A 20,967-nucleotide genomic window follows, 5' to 3' on the forward strand; every position below is an offset into this window, starting at 1 on the left:
CCCCTTTACATCAATTCATAATCTATAATTTAATGTTATAAAACTTCCTTGTATTCTTATACTTTTCACTTTTCCAACTAGGGAAAGTAGAATTTTTTAAATTGTTCAAAATCTCCTTATCATCTAATTCATTAATTTCATCTTCATTATTATCATAAATACAATAATACTTCTTTGTATAATCATAAAATAGAACTGCTTTATATTTTTCAGTCCTAAAACATTTAAAGGCTCTTCCACTATCATAATCATTTCTTTTCTTTGCAACATTCAAATTGTATTCTGCATAAGTAAAATCTCTGTCAACTTCAACGTAATCTCTTTGATTAATACCTTCAAATACATCTCTATTATTAATTAAATTTATAATTAAATCTTTTGTATCTAAATGACTAAATAATGGTGTATACTCATACTTTTTATTTATATTTAAAACAATATAAGGAATATGTATATAGTCTTCACAATAATAATTATTATCTTTTATATTTTTATCATTTTGAATAATAGCACCATGATCTGAAAATAAAATAACTCTTGTTTCATCACCAACAATATTCATAAAAAATTCTATTTGACTATCTATGTATTTTAATGCTTCGTTATGCTGAAATTCTTCTAAATCAACATCTTCTATCGTATCTAACCAAAAAGCAGGAATCTTTTTTAATCTTTTTTTATTGACACCTGAAAAAAATGGTTGATGTGATTCTAAAAAATGTAAACAATATAATGTGTTAGTATCACTATTTAATGCATTACATAACCCTCTCCATATTATTTCACTAATATTGCTATTACTTTTATTAATTATATTCTCTTCTTTAAATAATCTTGTTCTACACCCCGCATATTTAAACTCATAATTTAGCTTTTTTATTTCTTTAAATAAGTCTTCATCCTCATCTATTAAATTTTTGTCATATACATCATCATCTAAATATTTTTTCCCTGTAAACAATGTTAACAAACTACCAGTAGTATATGGTACATGGGTAAATGCATTTTTTATAATTACTCCGTTACTAGCTCTCTTTTTTACATACTTCATTTTATTACCATCAAAAACATCTTTATATCTTAGTGCATCACATATTAACATAAACACAGAATTTGTATTTGTATTTTTTCTTATAAATTCAAATTTAATCTCATTAAGAATAGATTCTATTTTTTCTTTTAACACTATTATATTACCCTTATTATACTTGCTAATATAAATTTCCATAAATTTAATTGAGTTTACAAAATCCCTAATATCCAGATAATTATAGATTAAGCTTAATAGATATCTTTCTTGATTTGTTTTTTTATATTTTATATATATATAATTTAACTTATAATACTTATCATTATAATTAACCTCATAGAAAGCATTTTTTAATGCCATTCCTCGTTTACTTAATTCATCATATAGCATTATGTATTCACAATAAGGCTTTATTTTTTTTAATTCTGTTTTTATTTCTTTTGAATATCCTAAGGAAGGTATTAATACAATATCAAAATCATATTCATTCACATCATTATATCCAATTACATTATAACCACTTAATTTATATCCATAATTATATTTATCAATTATACATACTATTTTATCCTTATTTTCTTTTACAATATCCAATATTTCAGTAGTAGAAACACCTGCTGTAGCAATAGCAATTCTTTTATTACTCAACATATCATTCCAGATGTTAATAATCATTTTATTAACATTCGATTCTCCACATTCTATTTTGTATTGTTCTTGAATTTCTTGTTCATATATATCAATATTTGATTCATTTATAGCTTTTAATAATTGTGAATTATAATCCATATATTATCTTCTCCCTCCTTATTAGATATTCTGTATACAATTAACTATTATCACGCTTTAATATACATCTCATTAATGTAGGATTAGAATCAGCTAATTTAGCATATCCCTTAGCTTCTTCCAATTCTACAATATCAAAACCTCCAAGATGTAATACTTTTTCTTTAAACTTGTCTACATTTATAAACCTTCTATAATGATTGTTATAAATATATTCATTATCCCCAATCTTCTTACCTTTACCATATATATCATCATTAATTGTTCTTGCTTCTATAAAAAAGTATCCATTATCTTTTAATGATTCTTTTACATTTAACAATAACTCTGTTTCTTGTTTTTCATTAATAGTATATAAGGTAAATCTACTATATATATAATCATATTGTTGTTGAAAAATATTTTTAGAACTTACAAAATCATCACATATAAATAATGAATTACTATCAACTATTTCATTATTTAATTTATTAATAACATAGTCTGATGAATCTACACCAACAACATTTAAATTATTATTTATAAAGAATTTACTATCTCTCCCATTACCACACCCCAAATCAAGTAATATTTTATTTGGGGTTATATAAGACATTATATATTTTGCAAAACTTGTTGGATCCACAATTGTATTAAAACTTTTTTCATAAAATCCATTCCAATAATCTATATTATTAATAATTGATGCTTCTCTATATTGATAATTCAAAATAATATCCATACATTCTTTTACAGAATATCTTCCATCATTATTAATAATAATATCAGGATTCTTTGGAAATTCCACTTCAACATCAATCCCCACAACATTGCTTTTATTATCAGAATATAAGCCTTTTTTATTTCTCTTTAACAATACTTCTATATCTACATCTAAAAAAACTTCTATATATTTGTCTATATTATTACGATTCCATTCTCTTATTTCATCAAACATTGCAATAGTACATATTACTACATTAATCCCTTGGTCTACTAACATTTTGCAAATATTAGAATACACTCTTGCACGTTTTTTTCTATCTTCATATGAATATCCTGATATTTCTTTTGAAATATTTTTCAATATATCCCCATCTAAAATTACTGTATTAGATTTTTTCTTTTTTATTTCATAATATAACATATTACCTATAGTTGTTTTTCCAGAACCAGCCAAACCTGTTATCCAATATAATATACCCTTTTCCAAATTCTCTCTACTCCTATTAACATAATAAATTTTTAGTACTATAAAAAATATAAAACGCACTTAAATATACATATATTTAATCTATTATTTAAAACAAATATCAAAATAGCATTGTATAGCTTCATCAAAATTCATAGGAATATCAAATATTCTATTATTTAAGTAATAAAGCTTATTATTAAATTCATTAGGCAATCCTAAATGTTTTATTACAGATGGATAAACTACTTCACACATATGATTATAAGGATATTTATCTAGCCATTGCTCTATATAATCTTCCTTTATAAAGCTTTTATCCTTTATTCCTATATACTCTAATATCCTAATTGAATATTCCTTAACAACAGATGCCTTAGGATGATATGGACAATAAAATAATGCCTGTTTTTTATAATTTTTTAATATATAATCCGAAATATGTACATCACATTGTTTTTCTAACAATTCTAATCGATTAAATTCTTCTTTTTCAAAATTATTAATAAACTCTTTACTATAAAAATCTTCTTTTTTTATAATATTTAAAAATTCATTAACATCTCCATTCTTATTCTCTCTTAAATATTTGATTATATTTTTATCACGACATTGTATTCCTTCCCAATCAAAATCATTGTACCCACAAAAAACCTCATTACCATCTTGAGGAAAATATCCATTAAATTTCATATTCATTATTTTAATTATTGTATAATTTTCTTTATTATTTAGTGATAATTTCTTTATTATGTTATTAAATGAATATTCTTTTCCAAAATAATTTTCTTCTCTTATAATTTGAGTAATAAGTAAATTACACTCTTTCCATAATAAATTATCATTTATAACTTGTTTTAAATTTTGTGTATCCCAAATTGGAGGAATTGTAATGATAATATATTTTTCTGCAAATTCTACATTATTTATCAAAAACCTTCTTATTCCATCAGCTTGACAATTTCCATATATAATCACACCTTTTAAACTTTTCTTCATTTTTTTTATAATTAATTCTAGTGCATCTATATTATTATTTACTATATTTTTCAGCCTAATATAATCTATATGATTATATTCTAAACACCAATAAGGAATATAATCATAATAAATATTTTTATTACTAGCTATTAATTGATTTGCTATTTCTTTTTCATATTTATCGGTTGAGATTATAATTAGAGCATTAATATTTTTATTATATTCAAGAAACTCTTTGTAACTGTAAACTTTTATTCCATATATATATTTATCTTTCTCTTTTAAGTTATTATCTATAAAGGCTACTACATCATATTTTTTTCTAAATTTATAATAAGTCTTAATGCCTATAATCCCACAACCAAATATAGCTATTTTAATTTTATTATTATATAAAAACATATCTTTCTCCTTAATTAATAACTAGATTTAATATACCTATACTATAATTTCCTTGCTTCCTATAGGTGGATCATAAGACACTTTTCGAACAATATCTTGTTCATTTTTTAAAATTTCTTTCAATTCATTACTACTTAATTTAACCCAACTTTTCATTTTTTTATATTGCTCATTTTTTATTATATTTTCATCGAAAACTGGAGCCAACTGTAAATATCTTTTTGCACTTATCATTTCATCTGCTTTTAACATTTTTAATGTATACCTTAAACACATTGAACCTAACTTCTTTATGGCTTCATTATATCTCTCAATTACATTCTTATATTTAAACTCATTTCCTAATTTTAAAAAATAATTTATTATTTGATAATGTTCAAAAATTCCAAATAAATTTATTTCAGAAACATTAGTCTCATTTCCACTATGAATTCTATAATTACAAAGAGGTTCTTTTATATATCCAATATCAGAAAAACATGAGAATAAAAAGTTCTGACACCAATCTCCTGCTACTTGTAAACTTAACATAAAAGGATCTGTTTTATTAAATATACTCCTCCTACATACTACTTGAGATGGTACTGCTATTCCTGACATCATAAAAACAGAAGCTTGTGCTTCTCCATCAATAATACAAGATTTATTATAAAATGGTGGCTGCTCATATACCTTGCCAAATTCATCAACTTCATTCCTATGAGTCATAACCATTCCAACATTTTGATTATCAATTAATATTCTCATACATTTTTCTATGAATGTAGGTTCTAAATAATCATCTGATGATAAATACATCATATAATCTCCTTCACAGTCTCGTGCACACTTACAACTATTCTTAAAGCTTCCTACATTGTATTTATTCCTCGATACTGAATAAAATATTCCTCTCTCTTTAAATTTAGGTATATAAGATAATGCTACTTCATATGAATTGTCTAAAGAATTATTATCTCTAAAAATAACTTCATAATTCTCATATGTTTGATTTAAAACACTATCTAAACACTGTTTTAAATAACATCCATAATTATAATTTGGAATTAATATACTTACTAAAGGCATTTTATTACTCATCATTCCACCTCTTATTATATTTCTTTCTATAATTGTTTTTTAAAATCAATATATCCTTGTTCAGCTGCCTTAGCTGTTTTTCCTTGTGCCTGACAATGGCCACAAACTTCATAATATGGCTTATCAATAAATTCAATTATCTTATTTTTTAATTCTTTAGAATCTTTATATTGATCAAATTCAATATAATCTTCCTTATAATCAGCTATTCCTAAATTATAAACTGCTGCAGCAAAATCGCACGGATGTAATTTTCCATTTTTTATCATCATACATCTTGGATTATGAGTACAATTTTGTTTTTTATTAATAAGTTGTTCTTTTGTCATGTTCTTATTATATAATGTTGATGGAACTATCCATTCAGGCATAGGTACTCCTACTGTATACGCTATTCCACTATCTTTTACCTTTTCAATACTTTGATGCATTATCCCCCTTAACTTTTCTGATATACTTGGTTCATAATTTGAAAAACTAACATTAACTCGCTTGTCATTTAAGTATTCTAATTGCTCATTTTTTATTGGAAATGTACCTGAAGTTGCAATACAAATTAGCCCAATATTCTTTTTACTTAATAATTTTTTCACAATCAATGCTAAATCAGGATGCATAAATGGCTCTCCCCCCATAACTGTAACTGATCCAACACTATCAATAGCATCAAAAAATTCATCTATATCTTTTTCAATTCTACTTAATGGAATATTTATTCTATCTTTAACTGGATATTCGTTCATATATGATGTACAACACTTACACTTTAAACTACATCTCTGATTGATTGTAAGGGTTACATGAAAAATAGAAAAATGATTTTCTTTTAAATTGTTATTTTTTACAATATTGTCTAGTCTTTCACAAAACATTGCTCTACAACACATACTTCCTTGACATACCTTTGAATCAATTCCTGTCTTATTATCAAACTCACATACTATGCCTTCATATAAATAATCTCCTCTTAGAACATACTTATACCCTTTGCTATCTAATTCAAATAATAATTGTCCTCTAATTACATTATTTCCAATGCAAAAAATAACTAATGTATTCTCTAAATCATCAGTTGTAAATGGCATTATTGTATCAATTCCATTTACTTTACTAATCTCATTACATCTTAAATCCCAATAATTTTCAATATTAACTCCTAAATCAATCAATTTTTTTCCTACTGCTTTACCTAAAAAACTCGCTCCCCAAATTACTACATGAGAAAATGTATTAATGTATTCTATAACCTCAGCAATTTCATTTTTTTCTAATTTTCTTCCCGAATGAGCCATTTTATAAAATTCTTCTCTATTAAACATATAATCATCCACCTTATTTTTTATTAACAAAATCAAAAAATCCCTGTTCTCCTGCCATAACTGTACTTCCACCACCATCACCACAATGGCGACATGAATCATAATATTCTTGATTCATAAATTTCTCTATATCTTCTTTTAAATTTTGGCTATTAAGATTAACATAATCATTTTTATAATCAGCAATTCCAATCTCATGTAACGATGCACTAAATAGACAAGGATATAACCTACCATTTACAACTTGCATACATCTAATTGGAATCCTACAATTTTGCTTCTTTCTCTTCATAACTTCAATTGAATAATTCTTACTCCATAATGTAGGTGGTATAGTCCATTCTGGTACTTTAACACCTACAGTATGTTGAACATTATATTTTTTCATAAGTTCTATATTCTTGTAGTAAATATCTAATTTTTCCTTAGGTAACGCATCATAATACCCTGAAAATGCAACATTTACTCTTTCATTTGCTAATTTTTTTATTTTTTTTTCATCTATTTTAAATATTCCATTCGTTGCAATTATTACTATTCCAAAATTCTTTTCTAAAAGTTTCTTTACTATTTGGTCAATATCCTTATGTAGAAATGGCTCTCCACCTTGTATTGTTATCGATCCTACAGAATCAACAACACTAAAAATATTATCTATATCATTACTAATTTGTTCATATGTAAAAAACTTTCTTTTAGCATTATCATAACTATTCATATATGCAACACAGTATTTGCACTTTAAACTACAATGTGTTGTTATCATAAAAGTCAAATTAGGAATATATAATCCACCTTTGTCATTTTTATTTTTTATAATGTTATGTAATCTATCGCAGAACATACTTCTACATTCCATTGTTTGACTACAAACATTCGCTTTTATTCCAATTTCATTATTAAAAGGGCAACAAATACCTTTGTATAAATCTTCACCTAATAAAATATTTTTATATCCATTAGAATTTAATCTTCTAATTAATTGTGCTCTAATTGCAGTATTGCCTATACATAAAATAATTAAAGTATTCTCATTATTATCATTACTAAAAGGAGCTATAACTTCAACATTATTTACTTGTTTAATTTCATCATAACGTAAATCCCAATAATATAATATTTTCACTCCTTTTTCTAATAATTTTTTACCAATAGCTTTTCCTTGAAAACTTGCTCCCCACAATATAACTTTTTCATAGGATTTAATATAATTTATTATTTCTGTATCATCAACACATCTTCCAGTAGAAGCTTCTTCATAAAATTTATTTAAATCACACATTCTTTTCCTCTCCTACAACTTTATTAATAAAAATAACAATCTGTATCCCAAATATTTTTACCATGATGCCTTAATGCTATTTTATATTTTCCTTCTGATAAATTATAAAATAAATGTTATTTTTTTATCTTTTAATTCATCATGCACTTAACTACATAACAATAATCTGAAACAAGTGAATCTACAGCATTAGCTCTTGCATCACTTCTAGAATAGTCAAATTTTTTATTTGCAATTCTTTATATATTGCATTTCATTATTTATCCCCTCTAAAAAATTAGTTTTGTTAACATAGCTTAAATTCTTTAATTTTTCTATATTGGCATTAAGCAAAAATGTCTTATTAATATTTGTACTCTTTACTCCAAATTTTAAATCTGCTTCAGAATTTATAAAATTTCTAACTGTCATAACATAATCTTTTAATAATCTAGATTCACCTGAAGCTATATTATATATTCCATTTGTATCAGCATCTTCACCTAATATTCTTAATGCATTAACACAATCATCTATATACATAAAATCCCACATATTTTCACATGGTGATAATTCCAGAACATTACCTTATTTCAATATTTTTATCAAATAAGACATTAATGTTCCTTCATTTTCACCAGGTCCATATACACTATATATTCTTGTTCTTGGCCATACAAATTAAACATTTTCTTCATCCCTTTTTTATTATTATTTAAACATAGAATAAATATCATTGATACTAATTATATTATTTAATTTCAATTCATCTAATTCTATTCTTAATTTTGAATCATCTTTAATATGTGTTATTATTAGCAAATTATCATAGTTAATTAATTCTTTCGGTGAAATGCATATTTTCCCTCTAATCTCTTTTCCCCACATATCCTCTGCATTATCAGAAAAAATAATATTGTCAAAAGCTTCATTCCACCTTTGATTATAGAAGTTATCCCAAAATAGCTTTCCAAGTCCAAAAATGCATATATATTTTGCATTTGATAATTTTGACAAAATACTCTTCTGCTCATTATTCAAATTTAAGCATCTATTATTCTTATAATCGGATAACATCTTTTTTAATTGATATGCAGGAATCATTGATTTATTCCTTGCAGCTATACATTGTCTGCATAATATATTACTTTCTTCACATTTCATTCCTTTTAATACATCTTGATAAGCTTTACCTCTTAATATTTCATCTGCAGTCATTTCAACAATATTACCCAATACATGTTGCATTCCATAATCCATACAACATAATATTACAGTACCATCTGGTAAAATTTCTGGTGCCCAATTTCCTAAACCTGCATTAGTCCCCACCATACATACTATTTCTCCATTTGAATAAACTTCTTCACCTTCACTTAAATTTCCTGCTCTATTGTTCATTGTTTTACCAACAAAAAGGTTTGTATCAATTATATTTTTTACATCTGGATGAATATTCCCATGGCATGAATAATTAGTAATACTAAACATCTGTTGAAATTTAGAAACTATCTCTAAATATTTATCTGTAATTATAAATTTCGAATTTCCTTTATCATCAGGAATATGTAATGTAATTTCATCAAATTTTACATCTTTCAAATATTCTAAATCTTCTATTGACGCTCCAATTAATGTAGTCAAGAGTGATATCCTATACCCATTTTCAAATGCATATTTTATCATTCTAGCACAATTAGGATTATGAAATACTTCACACATACCCGAAAAACAAATTGTACCGCCTCGTTTTACCTGAGTTAAAATTCTTTTAAAAACCTCCATACTCATTATAGAATCTAGTTTTTTATTATCACTAAAATATCTATTTAATAATTTTTTTTGTGGACAAAATCTACAATTCAGCTTACATCCCATTGCCAACGTAACTTCTACCGAATTAAACTTTTTATTATTATCATATTCATATCGCATATATTTACTCAAACCCTTCTACTTTTTATATCTTTTCTATAACTCTAAAATCCGTGTAAAAAATAATTTGGTACTGAAGTACCTGATAAATGCAAATCCATTGAGTTATTCAACTTATCTAAAAAGAATAATTCTTTTCCTTCTTATAAATTAAATTCTTTCATTAAATAATTACCAATTCTAGCCCCTGCTCCTTGATAATATTTTTCACTAGTAACTACTACCACCAAATTTTCTCTCTTAATATTTTTTATGATATCAGGTCTTTGTACAACATAATTTTGAATAGTATTAAAATCCAACTTGAATTATCCCATATGTCATTAACATTTTTCTGTTGTTTATTAACATCACTATCTACTACATAAAATTGCTTCACTCTCTTTAAACAATTATGATATCTTTTAATTGCCCAATGACATTTATCGCCAGCCCCATAAAAAATTAAAGTCATATCTTCAAAGTTCTTTTTTGTTATCATTTCAAATATACTTCTTTCAGTTTTCCATGCATCTTTAATCCATTGAGCTTTTTGTATTTCACTTATATATGATGCTTTCATCCCACTATAATATATTTGATTTTCTGTTCTTTTATAATATTCACTTAATTTGCAAAGATTTTTATATTTATTCATAGTTGTTGTTAAACGTTATATTACATAATTTATTGCTTTTTCTTTTAACCATTCAATATCTGGTACATTAGGATTCCAATAAATACTATCAAATTCTTCAGGCTTATATACTTTAATAATTCTATCTAAGCCTGAAAATCTGCACACTTCAACTAAACCTGTATCACATTGGTGGGCTAACACAACAGGAACCTCCATAGCTATACATGGAAGTGCAACATGTAGCCTTCTTGTAACAACTAATTTTGCATTTTCTTTTATTTCTTTCATTATATCTTTATACAACTTTTTACCATACAATTCATTTTCTAAACAATACCCTGGCTTAACCATCTTTCGATATGGTGCTGGAATCTCTATATATCCATCTTTAAAAATATTATTCTCTATAATTATGTTACTAAATCTTTAGGTGGATCATATAAATAAACCCTTCCATCTATTAGCTCTGATTTACGTCTTTTATATCCAATACTCATATATGCTTCTACACCTTGAGCTCTCATTAATTGCATTGTATATAAATCTCTACACCAAATAGATTCATAACAACTATATTTTTCTATTTCTTGAGCAATTTTTTCATCTCCAGTAAATCCCCCCTATAAATACAGATATTATTTGAGAAGAAAACAGTAAAATTTTTCGATTAATAGTTGAATTAATGGCACATGCCATTGGTAAAACAACATATTCACCCATATAATCATTTAAATGATACGCTTCAATTTCTTCTTTAGGAATTTTCATTCTTTTATATGCTTGTCTTAGTCCTTCCACCTGTACGTAATTTCCAATATTTTGCATATAATTTAAAAACTTTACCATACCATACTTCATTTTTTAACTCCTACTAATTAAATATTGCATAACAATCTGTATCCCAAACAACTGCTGTATGATGTCTTAAATATAACTTATATTGAGGCGAAATATTCTTTATCCATTTTGGAATCATCCACATATGTTCTAGTTTATGATATACACTAACTGCTAACTTAGGATGATTTTTCATAATAATATTCTTACTTCCCTCTAATGCATCAACTTCTGCTCCCTCAATATCCATCTTTATAAAAGTAACCTTTTCATTTTTCAAAATATTATCTAATGCATTTAATTCCACATTATATTCCCCTGTATCTCTTTCAATATGAGAAGAAGTTCCATTAGAACACATCTTAACCATATCATATTGGTTAGATAAGCCCATTTTAAATAACTTAATTCTATTATCATCATATATAGAGAGATTTTTTTTCATCATTTTATAATTAGTACTATCCATTTCAAATCCATATATCTCTTTATATTTTCCATCTACCGATTTTATAAACTGCAAAATTGAATCTCCATCATATGCACCTGCATCTACAAAACATTCATTATCTGTTAATGAAAAAATACCGCTCTCGAAATACTCTCCTTTTACTTCCATATCATGAAATTTATTCTTTGAATATTGGGGAGCAATTCTATTACAAATTACATTAACATATACTTCTTTTGATTCCTCGTCTTCAAATAAATCAATTCCTTCTAGGATCTCTTTTTTATTATTTCTAAACCATTCTGTTGAATAGTGTTCATCATATGAATTTAAATATAAATCACCAAAATAATAACTTTCCACCCCAATATTATCCAATCCTTTTTTTACTTCAACATAATCTCCAACCATTATTAATGTAACCACATCTTTCATCTTACTCAATTCTAATGGAGATAAACATTTTCTACCATCAAAAAATAATCCATGTTTTCTTGAATCTGAGTCGCAAACATAATCATACCTTTTTACATTTTTTACATAATCGTTATAAAAATTACCCAACCCGTATAAACATATTTTAGACGCTTCTTTTACACGTTTTCTCACTTTATTACAATAATTGAACATTGCATAATTATCACTTATAGCCGCATCAATCGCTAATTGTAGTCTTTCTACTAATTCATTATTTCTTACCAATAATTCTCAACTCCCTATTCTTCAGCTTTTCTTTTTATGCCTTCTCTAAATTTTACTTTTGATTCAAATCCAAGACTTTTTAGTTTCTCAATATTAGGTTCAAGCCAAAAAGTTTTATTTATATCACTTTTCTTTATTCCATAAGCTACTGCTCCATTGGAATTGACCTCTTCTTTGACCATTTCAACAAATTCCTTAAGTAACTTTGGTTTTCCAACTGAAATATTATAAATACCTTCTGTAATATTACTTTCACCTAATATTCTTAATGCATTAACACAATCATCTATATACATAAAATCCCACATATTTTCACATTGTGATAATTCCGGAACATTACCTTCTTTCAATGTTTTTATCAAATAAGACATTAATGTTCCTTCATTTTCACCAGGTCCATATACACTATATATTCTTGGCCATACAAATGAAATTTCTTCTTGCTCTGCAACTATTTTACCCATATTATAAGCTGCAAGCTTTGCAGCTCCATACATCATAAATGGATTGCATATTGTTTCATCTTCTATTGCTTGTCCATGTACCACACCATATTCAGCTTGACTTCCTGCTCCTATAAACTTTTTGCATCCAAGTTTCTTTGCTACTTTTATTGCATCTGCAGTATATTTAATATTTGAATATTGAATATTAAAATCATTTCTATCATTTCCTGAAGATCCGTTCCATGCCAAATGATAAAATAAATCATACTTTCCTTCTAATTCATTTATTCTATCTAAGGGTAATTCTATTATATTAACACCTGCTGGTATTTTATTTTTTCTTTTTGTATTTGGTCTTATTACTGCTGTGACATCATAATTATTTTTAAGAAATTCGTTACATAATGCTACTCCAATAAAACCAGTAGCTCCTGTCATTATTACCTTCATTTTGCCACCTCTTATATAAGATTTTTATTAAACTCATCTCTATCAAGAAGTGGCGACATATCTTCAAGTGGTCTTGATGCCATTTGACCATCTTCTCTCATATAATTAGTTTGTTTTGGTAATATCTTTTGAGTAATGTCTGCCTTTACAGTACATATTACTGGACCTTCGTATTCCAAAACTTCCTTTACTTTATTATGTAATTCCTCTTCATCGTCAATATGATATCCTTTTATTCCAAACGCTTCTGCAATTTTCTTCATATCTGGAAGTGTCAAACCTGATTCCTCTGTACACCCTGTTAAATGTCCTTTAAAATTACCATTTTGAGAGCCATATATCATACTATATCCATTATTATCAATAACAAATATCTTAACCGGAAGATTTAACCTCTTTAAAACTTCTAATTCTTGCATATTCATTGCTATACTTCCATCACCAGTTATACATACTGTTCTCTTCTTATTAGAAGCTATACAAGATCCTATTGATGCAGGAAGATCATATCCCATGGCTGCCAAACCTTTAGTTAAAAAAGCTCTTTGTCCTCTTTTTATCCTAAATACTTTCATAGCTATATCAACAGATGTTCCTGAACTTGTAAATTGATATATATCATCAGCAGTCATTTGACTACTTACTTCATCAACCAATTTATATGTACTCACATATCCTTTTCTTGGTTCTTGTTCTTTTATAAATATAGGATATCTTTCTTTTAATGAATCACAATGCTCTATCCACTTACTTCTTTTATGTAAATCAAGTTCATTTTTTCTTTCTAATAATGCATTTATAAATGACTTAGCATCACAATTTATTGCAAGTGTTGGATGAACACTCTTTTTCTTCATTTCATTTTCATCAATTTCAACCATAACATGATTAGCTTTTTCTAAAAAACTATCAAAGTTATATCCTGTAGATAGAAGATTTAATCTGCTTCCTATAGTTAAGACAAAATCAGCATTTTGTTGAATAAAATTAGAATGTCTATGTCCCACAGCACCTGGTCGTCCATAAAATAATGGATTACTATCTTCTATAAGGTCTACACCATTCCATGATGTCATAACCGGAATGCCAAGTAATTCATATAATTCTCTAGCTTCTTCTACTGCTCCACTTAACCTTATACCATTTCCTAATAATAAAACTGGTCTTTCAGATTGATTAAATAACTCAATGGTCTTTTCTATCTCTTCACTCTTACAAGAATAATCATGTTGCTTATTAGCGTCATAACTTCTTAGTTTTTCTAATTCTACATCCATTGCTTGTATATCTAAGGGAATATCTATCCATACTGGTCCAGGCTTACCACTTATCGCAATACTAGCAGCCTTCTCCAATTCATATCTTATATCTTTAGGTTCCTCTATCTGAACTGCATATTTTGATATTGGCTTTGTAACAGAAACTATATCAGCTTCTTGAATTCCGAATTGACGTATTTTTTGATTACCAACTAAATCTGCCCTCTTTACTTGTCCAGATATAAATATTACTGGAATTCCGTCATAATATGCTCCTGCTAGACCAGTTATAGCATTAGTTCCACCAGGTCCTGATGTTACAAGACATGCTCCATATCCTTCATTTATTCTTGCATAGCTTTCAGCAGCTATAGAAGCTCCTTGTTCATGAAGCATACATATTCCATTTAACTTTTCATTTTTTCCTAATGAATCATTAAGGTGCATAGCACCTCCACCACTAACAAAGAATATATCTTTTACTCCCAAGCTAGCTATAAAGTCCATTACATAATCTGATATTTTCATTTTTCTCTCCACTTCTTTTTTATTCATCCATATAACAATAACATACTGTCTCAGACACCCAATAATTCGCATGATGTCTTACCGCCACTTTATAATCTGGATTTAATTTCTTTAAATACAATGGAATATCCCATAAATCATTTATTCTATGATATACACATATCGCCATTTTAGGTTTTTGATTTTTTATAATATTGCTACATCCTCTTAATGCTTTCATTTCAGCACCTTCTATATCCATCTTTATCATAGTCACATCTTTTTCTTTTAAAAAGTCATCCAATTTAACCACTTTAGCTACAGTAGTTTCTTTTGAATTATAAATGCTAAAACTATCATTAGAAGACATTTTTCCATAAGATATTTCTTTATTTTCATCGAATACCCCACAATTAAAACATTCTATTTTATTATCTTTATTCCTTTTAGCGCAATTCTCTAATAATGTATTATAATTATCTTTATCCAATTCAAAACAATAATAATTTTTATATTTATTATTTGTAACCTTCAGAAAATCTTCTAAAGTATCTCCTATATATGCTCCACAATCTACTACACTTTCATTATCTGATATTTTCAATAAATCCTTAGGAAAGTATTGTGGTATTGTGCATAATTCTTCATATTTATATTGGGAATATTGTGGTGCTACCCTATTACAAAAAATATTCACAAAAACCTTTTTAGATTCTTCATCCTCTAAATACTCAAATGCTTCAAGAAGATCTTTCTTCTGATTATAAAACCATTCTTTGTCTCTACAGTTATTCATAACATCATCTAAAACCATATCATTATATGTTACAATACTTTTAATACCTAATTTTCTTAATTCTTCTTCAGCACTTCTAGGATCTCCTAGCATTAAAATAACAGTAACATTATCAAGTTTAGATAATTCTTCTTTATTAACACATTTAATACCAGTAAAATAACCCTTTCTTGTTTCTACTTCTTTTAACTTCTCTTCATTGCCATCACATAATAAATTTACATTAAATCTATTTTTAACATCTTGTTTTTCAAATGCTTCTTCAAAATATCTTCCAAGTCCATATACACAAATATTATCTGCATTATCAATTATATTTCTTTTATCGAAACTTCCAGTTTCAACAGCATAATCAAATGCTTTTATTAATTGTTTTTTATAATCTACACTCATAATTTCTCCTTTTACTCTGCTGCTGTAAACTCATGATATTTTATTAAATCTTCAATTATTTCATTTCTAACTATTGTTGCTTCATATCCTCCTATAAGCCCCATTTTTCTCAATAAATATTCCATAGTAAGATTACCATCTCTCCACTTTCCACCAAGTCCAATATGAGTTACATCCAAGAAATCAGCACCTTCTGCAATAGCTAAATCTGCTAGCTTTTCAGCTGTACCATTTTTATCATGGAAATGGCATCCTAATCTAACTCCAACTTTATGACATTCTCTTATAGTATTTCTTACATACTCTTCTGTCATTACACTTTCTGTATCTGCAAATTCCATACCAGTAACACCTTTTGCTTTTGCAAATTCTGCAAACTTTATATTTTTCTCTATTGGATTACGACCAGCACTTGTAAAATTTAAAAACACTTCATAACCAAGTTCTAATGCTTCATCTACAAACCTATCTACTACATCTAAATCTGTTTCTGGTGATCTTGACATTACTCTAATTGTATCTATAACACTATCCTTTTTAGGAACAAGCGGTGTTAATGGTCTCTGAATATCTCTCATAGCTGCTATTTTAGTTATATTTTTTGTATTTTTGAAAACTTCCATTATTTCATCATTCTTTGTACTGCAATATCTATATATTCCTCTTCCGGGATCTGCCTCCATATTGTGAAAGAATCCAAGTTCAACATAGTCAATTCCTTTACCCTGTGCAAATCTATACAAATCTCTTACAGTTTTATCAGTAAAATTCCATCCTGTCTGATAGCCAATTTCTCTCAAACTACAATCAAATATTGTTACTCCATTTATCATATATTCTCAATCCTCTCACTTTTACTTTAGTTATTTATTTAATGCTTCTTTTATTTTTATTATCATCTCATCTAACATAGCCTTAGTCATTCCAGGATATACCCCTACCCAAAATGAATTATTCATTGTGTAATCTGTTTTTTCTAGTTTACCTACAATTCTATAATCAATTCCTTCTGTTAATCCATCAAAACATGGATGTCTTGTTATATTTCCAGCAAATAATGAACGTGTTTGAATATTATTCTTTTCTAAGTAAGCTACTACTTCATCTCTAGTTTTAGGACTACTTTCTCTAACTGACATTATAAATCCAAACCAACATGGCTCAGCATTTTCTATCTTCTCTGGTAATATCAGATACTCTTCCACATCTCTTAGGTTATCTCGTAGATATTGCCAATTCTTACGACGTTTTTCAACAAACTCAGGAAGTTTCTTAAGTTGTGCTACTCCTATTGCAGCTTGCATATCAGTAACCTTAAGATTGTATCCTAAATGAGAGTATACATATTTATGATCATATCCAAATGGAAGTGTTCCATATTGTCCACAAAATCTCTTCTTACATGTATTATCTTGTCCTCCACTACATGTACAATCACGTCCCCAATCTCTCATCGAACGTATAATTTTATTAAGTATAGGAGAACCTGTATAAACTGCTCCACCTTCTCCCATAGTCATCTGATGTGCTGGATAAAAACTAGATGTTCCTATATCTCCTATAGTTCCTGTTAACTTCTTTTCACCATTTATAATATATTCTCCACCTAATGCATCACAGTTATCTTCAATAAGCCATAAATTGTTTTTATCACAGAATTCTTTTATTGCCTTAAGGTTAAAAATATTTCCCAAGCTATGTGCTATAAATACTGCTTTAGTCTTATTAGATAATGCCTCCTCTAACATCTTCTCATCTATGTTATATGAAGGAATATCAATATCTACAAACACAGGAACAGCTCCTGCTTGTATAATAGGTGCTACTGTAGTTGGAAATGCTGCAGCTACAGTAATTACTTCATCACCTTTCTTGACTCTTCTATCACCTAATAGATTTGATGTTAATGCCATCATTGCTAATAAATTAGCAGAAGAACCTGAGTTAACTAATGAGCAATATCTAACATTTAAGAATTCACTTAATCCTTTTTCAAATTCTTCAGTATACTTACCTGCTGTTAACCAAAAGTCTAGAGCTGAATCAACCAAGTTACACATTTCCTCTTCGTCATATACTCTTCCTGCATAATTGATTCTATCTCCTACTTCATATTCTTTTTTCTTATGATTTTCTCTATAATACTCTCTAACTAATTCTAATACTCTCTCTTTTTCCATTAATATTCTCCTAACTAAAACATATATCTACAATCTAATATTCTCTTATCATTACATTCTTTTAATACTTTAAAATCATCCCATGCTGTAACTACTGCAATTACATCTGAATTATTATACACATCTCCTATGCTTTTACAATACTCTATATCAATATCTGGATATCTTACTTTAAATTCTTCTATTGCAACTGGATCAAATGCTTTAATATTTTTATAGCCTTGTTTATTCAATTCTCTGATTATCTTTGCAGCTGGTGTATCTCTAACATCATCTGATTGTGGTTTAAAAGACAGTCCTAATATTCCTATAGTACTATCAGTATTTAATTCCTTTGTTATTTTTTTTACTATACTCTTTGCCATATCATTATTAATTTCTATAACATTTTTTAATATCTTTGGTTCAAATCCCTTTTCTGTTGATTGAGAATATAAAGCACAAGTATCCTTAGGAAGGCAATATCCACCATATCCACAACCTGGATATACATAAGATGTCATATTACAATTATTCCAACGCTTGTCCATATGTAAAATTTTAAATGCTTCTGCTATTTCAATACCACCTATAGTATCTGCTACTTCAGCCATTTCATTTGAATAGCTTATTAATGTTGCCAATAACGTGTTAGATAAATATTTAATAAATTCTCCAGTTGAATGTGAAACACATTTTATAGGAATTTTCATTGGTTCATACAATTTCACTAACATTTCTTTAGATTTATCATCATTGCAACCAAGAACTATTCTATCTGCTTCTATAAAATCCTTCCAACAATGTCCTTCTCTTAAGAATTCAGGATTATTAGCTACTCCTAAATTATTTGCTATTGTTCCTTTAGATTTAACATAAGGATATATCTTTTCAGCAGTTGTTGATGGTGGTATTGTAGACTTTGTAACTAAAACTCTAAATTTATCATCCTTAATTGCTTCAATAGTTGTATCAATTGCTGAAAATAAATATGTTAAGTCAGCTGCCCCATTATTTCCATAAGGAGTACCTACACAATAAAATACATATTCACTATTTCTTATTGCTTCTTCTACATCATCAGTAACTATAAAATTCTTATTTATATTTTCTTTTAATACCTCATCCATATATGGTTCTAAAAATGGTAATTCACCTTTTCTTAGTAATTCTTTACGTTTTTCATCTACATCAATTCCATATACTTTATAACCCATATGGGCAAATCCTAATGCTGTAGTAAGTCCTACAAATCCTAATCCAAATACTGTTACCATATTAAATCACCTTCATCACTTTCTTTTATAAATTGCAAGAATCTATAAACACCTTCTTTTACTAAAATAGTAGGTTCATAATCTAATATTTTTCTAGCTTTTTGAATATTAGGACATCTTCTCTCTGGATTATTAGTTAAATATTCTTTATCTTCTGATGTATTATATATAACATTTCCTTTATATCCGAATATTTCTTGTCCTGCTTCCTTATATATCTCTGCTAATTCTGATATACTTATCTCTGGTTCTTCTATACCTATATTGAAATAATCATATTTACCATGTAACAATATCTTAAAATATCCTGCTATTGCATCAGCTATATAACAGAATGTTCTAGTTGGTGATCCACTAGATAATATAACAATATCTTTTCCTTCTACTATGTCCTTGGCGAAATCAGCAGGCACCCTCTTATCATTTAATTTCATTCCTGGTCCATAATTATTAAATGGTCTAGCTACTCCAATAGGCATATTATATCTTTGTGCAAATAACATGCACATAGTTTCTCCAAATCTCTTTGATTCATCATAACAAGAACGTGGACCTGTTGCACATACATTACCAAAATATTCTTCTGATGTTGGAATTGCTTCTGGAACAGGATCTCCATATAATTCGCTAGATGAATAGAATAAAAATCCTTTTATATCTTTTTCAGCATAATAATCTAATAAACTTCTAAGTCCCCATATGTTTGCATCTAATGTTTCAATAGGATATTTTCTATAGAACATAGGTGATGCAATTGAAGCCATATGTATAATATAATCTGCATCTTCCGCTCCATCGATATCTGATATTTTATCTTTTATAATATCGAATTTTTCTATTACAAATCTTTCATCAGATTTAAATTTATCTATCCATTTCGGATATCCTAGCATAAAATTATCAAGGCATATTACTTTCTTTAATTCTAGTTCATTTCTAAATTTATATAAAAAATGTGTGAAATAGTATCCTAAAAAGCCTGCACATCCTGTGATTATTATTATAGACTGTTTCAATCTATTTACTTCTTCTTCTGATAATCTTTTATAAGTATATTGTAAATCTGAGTCTAATATTTTATTCATAATTTTCCTCCCAAATAT

Annotated in this window: 20 protein-coding genes; all 20 read right to left on the bottom strand. The window is 27.2% G+C overall.

Annotated elements, in window-relative coordinates; translation table 11 throughout:
• Positions 1 to 22: 22 nt before the first annotated feature.
• The 20 genes from KQI77_RS09735 to KQI77_RS09825 all read right to left on the bottom strand — a co-directional run bounded on the left by KQI77_RS09735 (position 23) and on the right by KQI77_RS09825 (position 20,949).
• Positions 23 to 1,819 carry an alkaline phosphatase family protein gene (locus KQI77_RS09735; RefSeq protein ID WP_216390239.1) on the bottom strand — a complete coding sequence of 599 codons (1,797 nt, stop codon included), beginning with the start codon at positions 1,817 to 1,819 and terminating at the stop codon, positions 23 to 25.
• A gap of 40 nt (positions 1,820 to 1,859) precedes the next feature.
• Positions 1,860 to 3,011: an adenylyl-sulfate kinase gene (locus tag KQI77_RS09740; protein WP_216390240.1), complete on the bottom strand. Its 1,152-nt coding sequence runs from the start codon at positions 3,009 to 3,011 to the stop codon at positions 1,860 to 1,862.
• 84 nt (positions 3,012 to 3,095) lie between these two features.
• Positions 3,096 to 4,373: a WcbI family polysaccharide biosynthesis putative acetyltransferase gene (locus tag KQI77_RS09745; RefSeq protein ID WP_216390241.1), complete on the bottom strand. Its 1,278-nt coding sequence runs from the start codon at positions 4,371 to 4,373 to the stop codon at positions 3,096 to 3,098.
• A 36-nt stretch (positions 4,374 to 4,409) separates the two neighbouring features.
• Positions 4,410 to 5,453, bottom strand: coding sequence for a glycosyltransferase (locus tag KQI77_RS09750; RefSeq protein ID WP_216390242.1), 1,044 nt, complete (start codon positions 5,451 to 5,453; stop codon positions 4,410 to 4,412).
• A 26-nt stretch (positions 5,454 to 5,479) separates the two neighbouring features.
• Positions 5,480 to 6,772, bottom strand: a complete 1,293-nt coding sequence (locus KQI77_RS09755) for a radical SAM protein (protein ID WP_216390243.1) — start codon at positions 6,770 to 6,772, stop codon at positions 5,480 to 5,482.
• A 13-nt stretch (positions 6,773 to 6,785) separates the two neighbouring features.
• Complete coding sequence (locus KQI77_RS09760; protein WP_216390244.1) at positions 6,786 to 8,054, bottom strand: radical SAM protein; 1,269 nt, start codon at positions 8,052 to 8,054, stop codon at positions 6,786 to 6,788.
• A 225-nt stretch (positions 8,055 to 8,279) separates the two neighbouring features.
• Positions 8,280 to 8,576 carry a hypothetical protein gene (locus KQI77_RS09765; protein ID WP_216390245.1) on the bottom strand — a complete coding sequence of 99 codons (297 nt, stop codon included), beginning with the start codon at positions 8,574 to 8,576 and terminating at the stop codon, positions 8,280 to 8,282.
• Positions 8,577 to 8,744: 168 nt separating this feature from the next.
• Entirely contained in the window at positions 8,745 to 9,968 is a 1,224-nt protein-coding gene (locus tag KQI77_RS09770) for a radical SAM/SPASM domain-containing protein (protein WP_216390246.1), read from the bottom strand.
• Positions 9,969 to 10,218: 250 nt separating this feature from the next.
• Positions 10,219 to 10,530 (bottom strand): hypothetical protein, encoded by a 312-nt coding sequence (locus tag KQI77_RS09775; protein WP_216390247.1) that lies wholly within the window; start codon positions 10,528 to 10,530, stop codon positions 10,219 to 10,221.
• 90 nt (positions 10,531 to 10,620) lie between these two features.
• Complete coding sequence (locus KQI77_RS09780) at positions 10,621 to 10,938, bottom strand: hypothetical protein (RefSeq protein ID WP_216390248.1); 318 nt, start codon at positions 10,936 to 10,938, stop codon at positions 10,621 to 10,623.
• Between the two features lie 59 nt (positions 10,939 to 10,997).
• Positions 10,998 to 11,120: a hypothetical protein gene (locus KQI77_RS13220; protein WP_301281687.1), complete on the bottom strand. Its 123-nt coding sequence runs from the start codon at positions 11,118 to 11,120 to the stop codon at positions 10,998 to 11,000.
• Positions 11,121 to 11,187: 67 nt separating this feature from the next.
• Positions 11,188 to 11,445 (bottom strand): hypothetical protein, encoded by a 258-nt coding sequence (locus tag KQI77_RS09785; protein WP_216390249.1) that lies wholly within the window; start codon positions 11,443 to 11,445, stop codon positions 11,188 to 11,190.
• 13 nt (positions 11,446 to 11,458) lie between these two features.
• Positions 11,459 to 12,577, bottom strand: a complete 1,119-nt coding sequence (locus KQI77_RS09790) for an FkbM family methyltransferase (protein WP_216390250.1) — start codon at positions 12,575 to 12,577, stop codon at positions 11,459 to 11,461.
• Between the two features lie 14 nt (positions 12,578 to 12,591).
• A complete protein-coding gene (locus tag KQI77_RS09795; protein ID WP_216390251.1) occupies positions 12,592 to 13,473 on the bottom strand; it encodes an NAD(P)-dependent oxidoreductase in 882 nt (293 codons plus the stop codon).
• Positions 13,474 to 13,484: 11 nt separating this feature from the next.
• A complete protein-coding gene (locus KQI77_RS09800) occupies positions 13,485 to 15,260 on the bottom strand; it encodes a thiamine pyrophosphate-binding protein (RefSeq protein WP_216390252.1) in 1,776 nt (591 codons plus the stop codon).
• Positions 15,261 to 15,279: 19 nt separating this feature from the next.
• On the bottom strand, positions 15,280 to 16,428 hold the full coding sequence (locus tag KQI77_RS09805) for an FkbM family methyltransferase (protein WP_216390253.1): 1,149 nt from the start codon (positions 16,426 to 16,428) through the stop codon (positions 15,280 to 15,282).
• An 11-nt stretch (positions 16,429 to 16,439) separates the two neighbouring features.
• Positions 16,440 to 17,261, bottom strand: a complete 822-nt coding sequence (locus tag KQI77_RS09810) for a pyruvate carboxyltransferase (RefSeq protein ID WP_216390254.1) — start codon at positions 17,259 to 17,261, stop codon at positions 16,440 to 16,442.
• A gap of 30 nt (positions 17,262 to 17,291) precedes the next feature.
• Positions 17,292 to 18,608, bottom strand: a complete 1,317-nt coding sequence (gene rfbH / locus KQI77_RS09815; RefSeq protein ID WP_216390255.1) for a lipopolysaccharide biosynthesis protein RfbH — start codon at positions 18,606 to 18,608, stop codon at positions 17,292 to 17,294.
• Positions 18,609 to 18,622: 14 nt separating this feature from the next.
• Complete coding sequence (locus KQI77_RS09820) at positions 18,623 to 19,864, bottom strand: UDP-glucose/GDP-mannose dehydrogenase family protein (RefSeq protein ID WP_216390256.1); 1,242 nt, start codon at positions 19,862 to 19,864, stop codon at positions 18,623 to 18,625.
• Positions 19,858 to 20,949, bottom strand: a complete 1,092-nt coding sequence (locus KQI77_RS09825; RefSeq protein ID WP_216390257.1) for an NAD-dependent epimerase/dehydratase family protein — start codon at positions 20,947 to 20,949, stop codon at positions 19,858 to 19,860. The genes KQI77_RS09820 and KQI77_RS09825 overlap by 7 nt, the downstream gene beginning before the upstream one ends.
• Positions 20,950 to 20,967: the final 18 nt, after the last annotated feature.

The sequence above is a fragment of the Clostridium sp. MSJ-8 genome (assembly GCF_018918325.1).
Lineage (GTDB): Bacteria > Bacillota > Clostridia > Clostridiales > Clostridiaceae > Clostridium.

What these genes read in the sequence shown, in the direction of transcription:
- KQI77_RS09735 (WP_216390239.1), bottom strand. Translation starts at nt 1,819, where the DNA reads ATGGATTATAATTCACAATTATTAAAAGCTATAAATGAATCAAATATT.
- KQI77_RS09745 (WP_216390241.1), bottom strand. Translation starts at nt 4,373, where the DNA reads ATGTTTTTATATAATAATAAAATTAAAATAGCTATATTTGGTTGTGGG.
- KQI77_RS09750 (WP_216390242.1), bottom strand. Translation starts at nt 5,453, where the DNA reads ATGAGTAATAAAATGCCTTTAGTAAGTATATTAATTCCAAATTATAAT.
- KQI77_RS09755 (WP_216390243.1), bottom strand. Translation starts at nt 6,772, where the DNA reads ATGTTTAATAGAGAAGAATTTTATAAAATGGCTCATTCGGGAAGAAAA.
- KQI77_RS09760 (WP_216390244.1), bottom strand. Translation starts at nt 8,054, where the DNA reads ATGTGTGATTTAAATAAATTTTATGAAGAAGCTTCTACTGGAAGATGT.
- KQI77_RS09765 (WP_216390245.1), bottom strand. Translation starts at nt 8,576, where the DNA reads ATGTATATAGATGATTGTGTTAATGCATTAAGAATATTAGGTGAAGAT.
- KQI77_RS09770 (WP_216390246.1), bottom strand. Translation starts at nt 9,968, where the DNA reads ATGCGATATGAATATGATAATAATAAAAAGTTTAATTCGGTAGAAGTT.
- KQI77_RS09775 (WP_216390247.1), bottom strand. Translation starts at nt 10,530, where the DNA reads ATGAAAGCATCATATATAAGTGAAATACAAAAAGCTCAATGGATTAAA.
- KQI77_RS09780 (WP_216390248.1), bottom strand. Translation starts at nt 10,938, where the DNA reads ATGGTTAAGCCAGGGTATTGTTTAGAAAATGAATTGTATGGTAAAAAG.
- KQI77_RS13220 (WP_301281687.1), bottom strand. Translation starts at nt 11,120, where the DNA reads ATGCAATTAATGAGAGCTCAAGGTGTAGAAGCATATATGAGTATTGGA.
- KQI77_RS09785 (WP_216390249.1), bottom strand. Translation starts at nt 11,445, where the DNA reads ATGAAGTATGGTATGGTAAAGTTTTTAAATTATATGCAAAATATTGGA.
- KQI77_RS09795 (WP_216390251.1), bottom strand. Translation starts at nt 13,473, where the DNA reads ATGAAGGTAATAATGACAGGAGCTACTGGTTTTATTGGAGTAGCATTA.
- KQI77_RS09800 (WP_216390252.1), bottom strand. Translation starts at nt 15,260, where the DNA reads ATGAAAATATCAGATTATGTAATGGACTTTATAGCTAGCTTGGGAGTA.
- KQI77_RS09805 (WP_216390253.1), bottom strand. Translation starts at nt 16,428, where the DNA reads ATGAGTGTAGATTATAAAAAACAATTAATAAAAGCATTTGATTATGCT.
- KQI77_RS09810 (WP_216390254.1), bottom strand. Translation starts at nt 17,261, where the DNA reads ATGATAAATGGAGTAACAATATTTGATTGTAGTTTGAGAGAAATTGGC.
- rfbH (WP_216390255.1), bottom strand. Translation starts at nt 18,608, where the DNA reads ATGGAAAAAGAGAGAGTATTAGAATTAGTTAGAGAGTATTATAGAGAA.
- KQI77_RS09820 (WP_216390256.1), bottom strand. Translation starts at nt 19,864, where the DNA reads ATGGTAACAGTATTTGGATTAGGATTTGTAGGACTTACTACAGCATTA.
- KQI77_RS09825 (WP_216390257.1), bottom strand. Translation starts at nt 20,949, where the DNA reads ATGAATAAAATATTAGACTCAGATTTACAATATACTTATAAAAGATTA.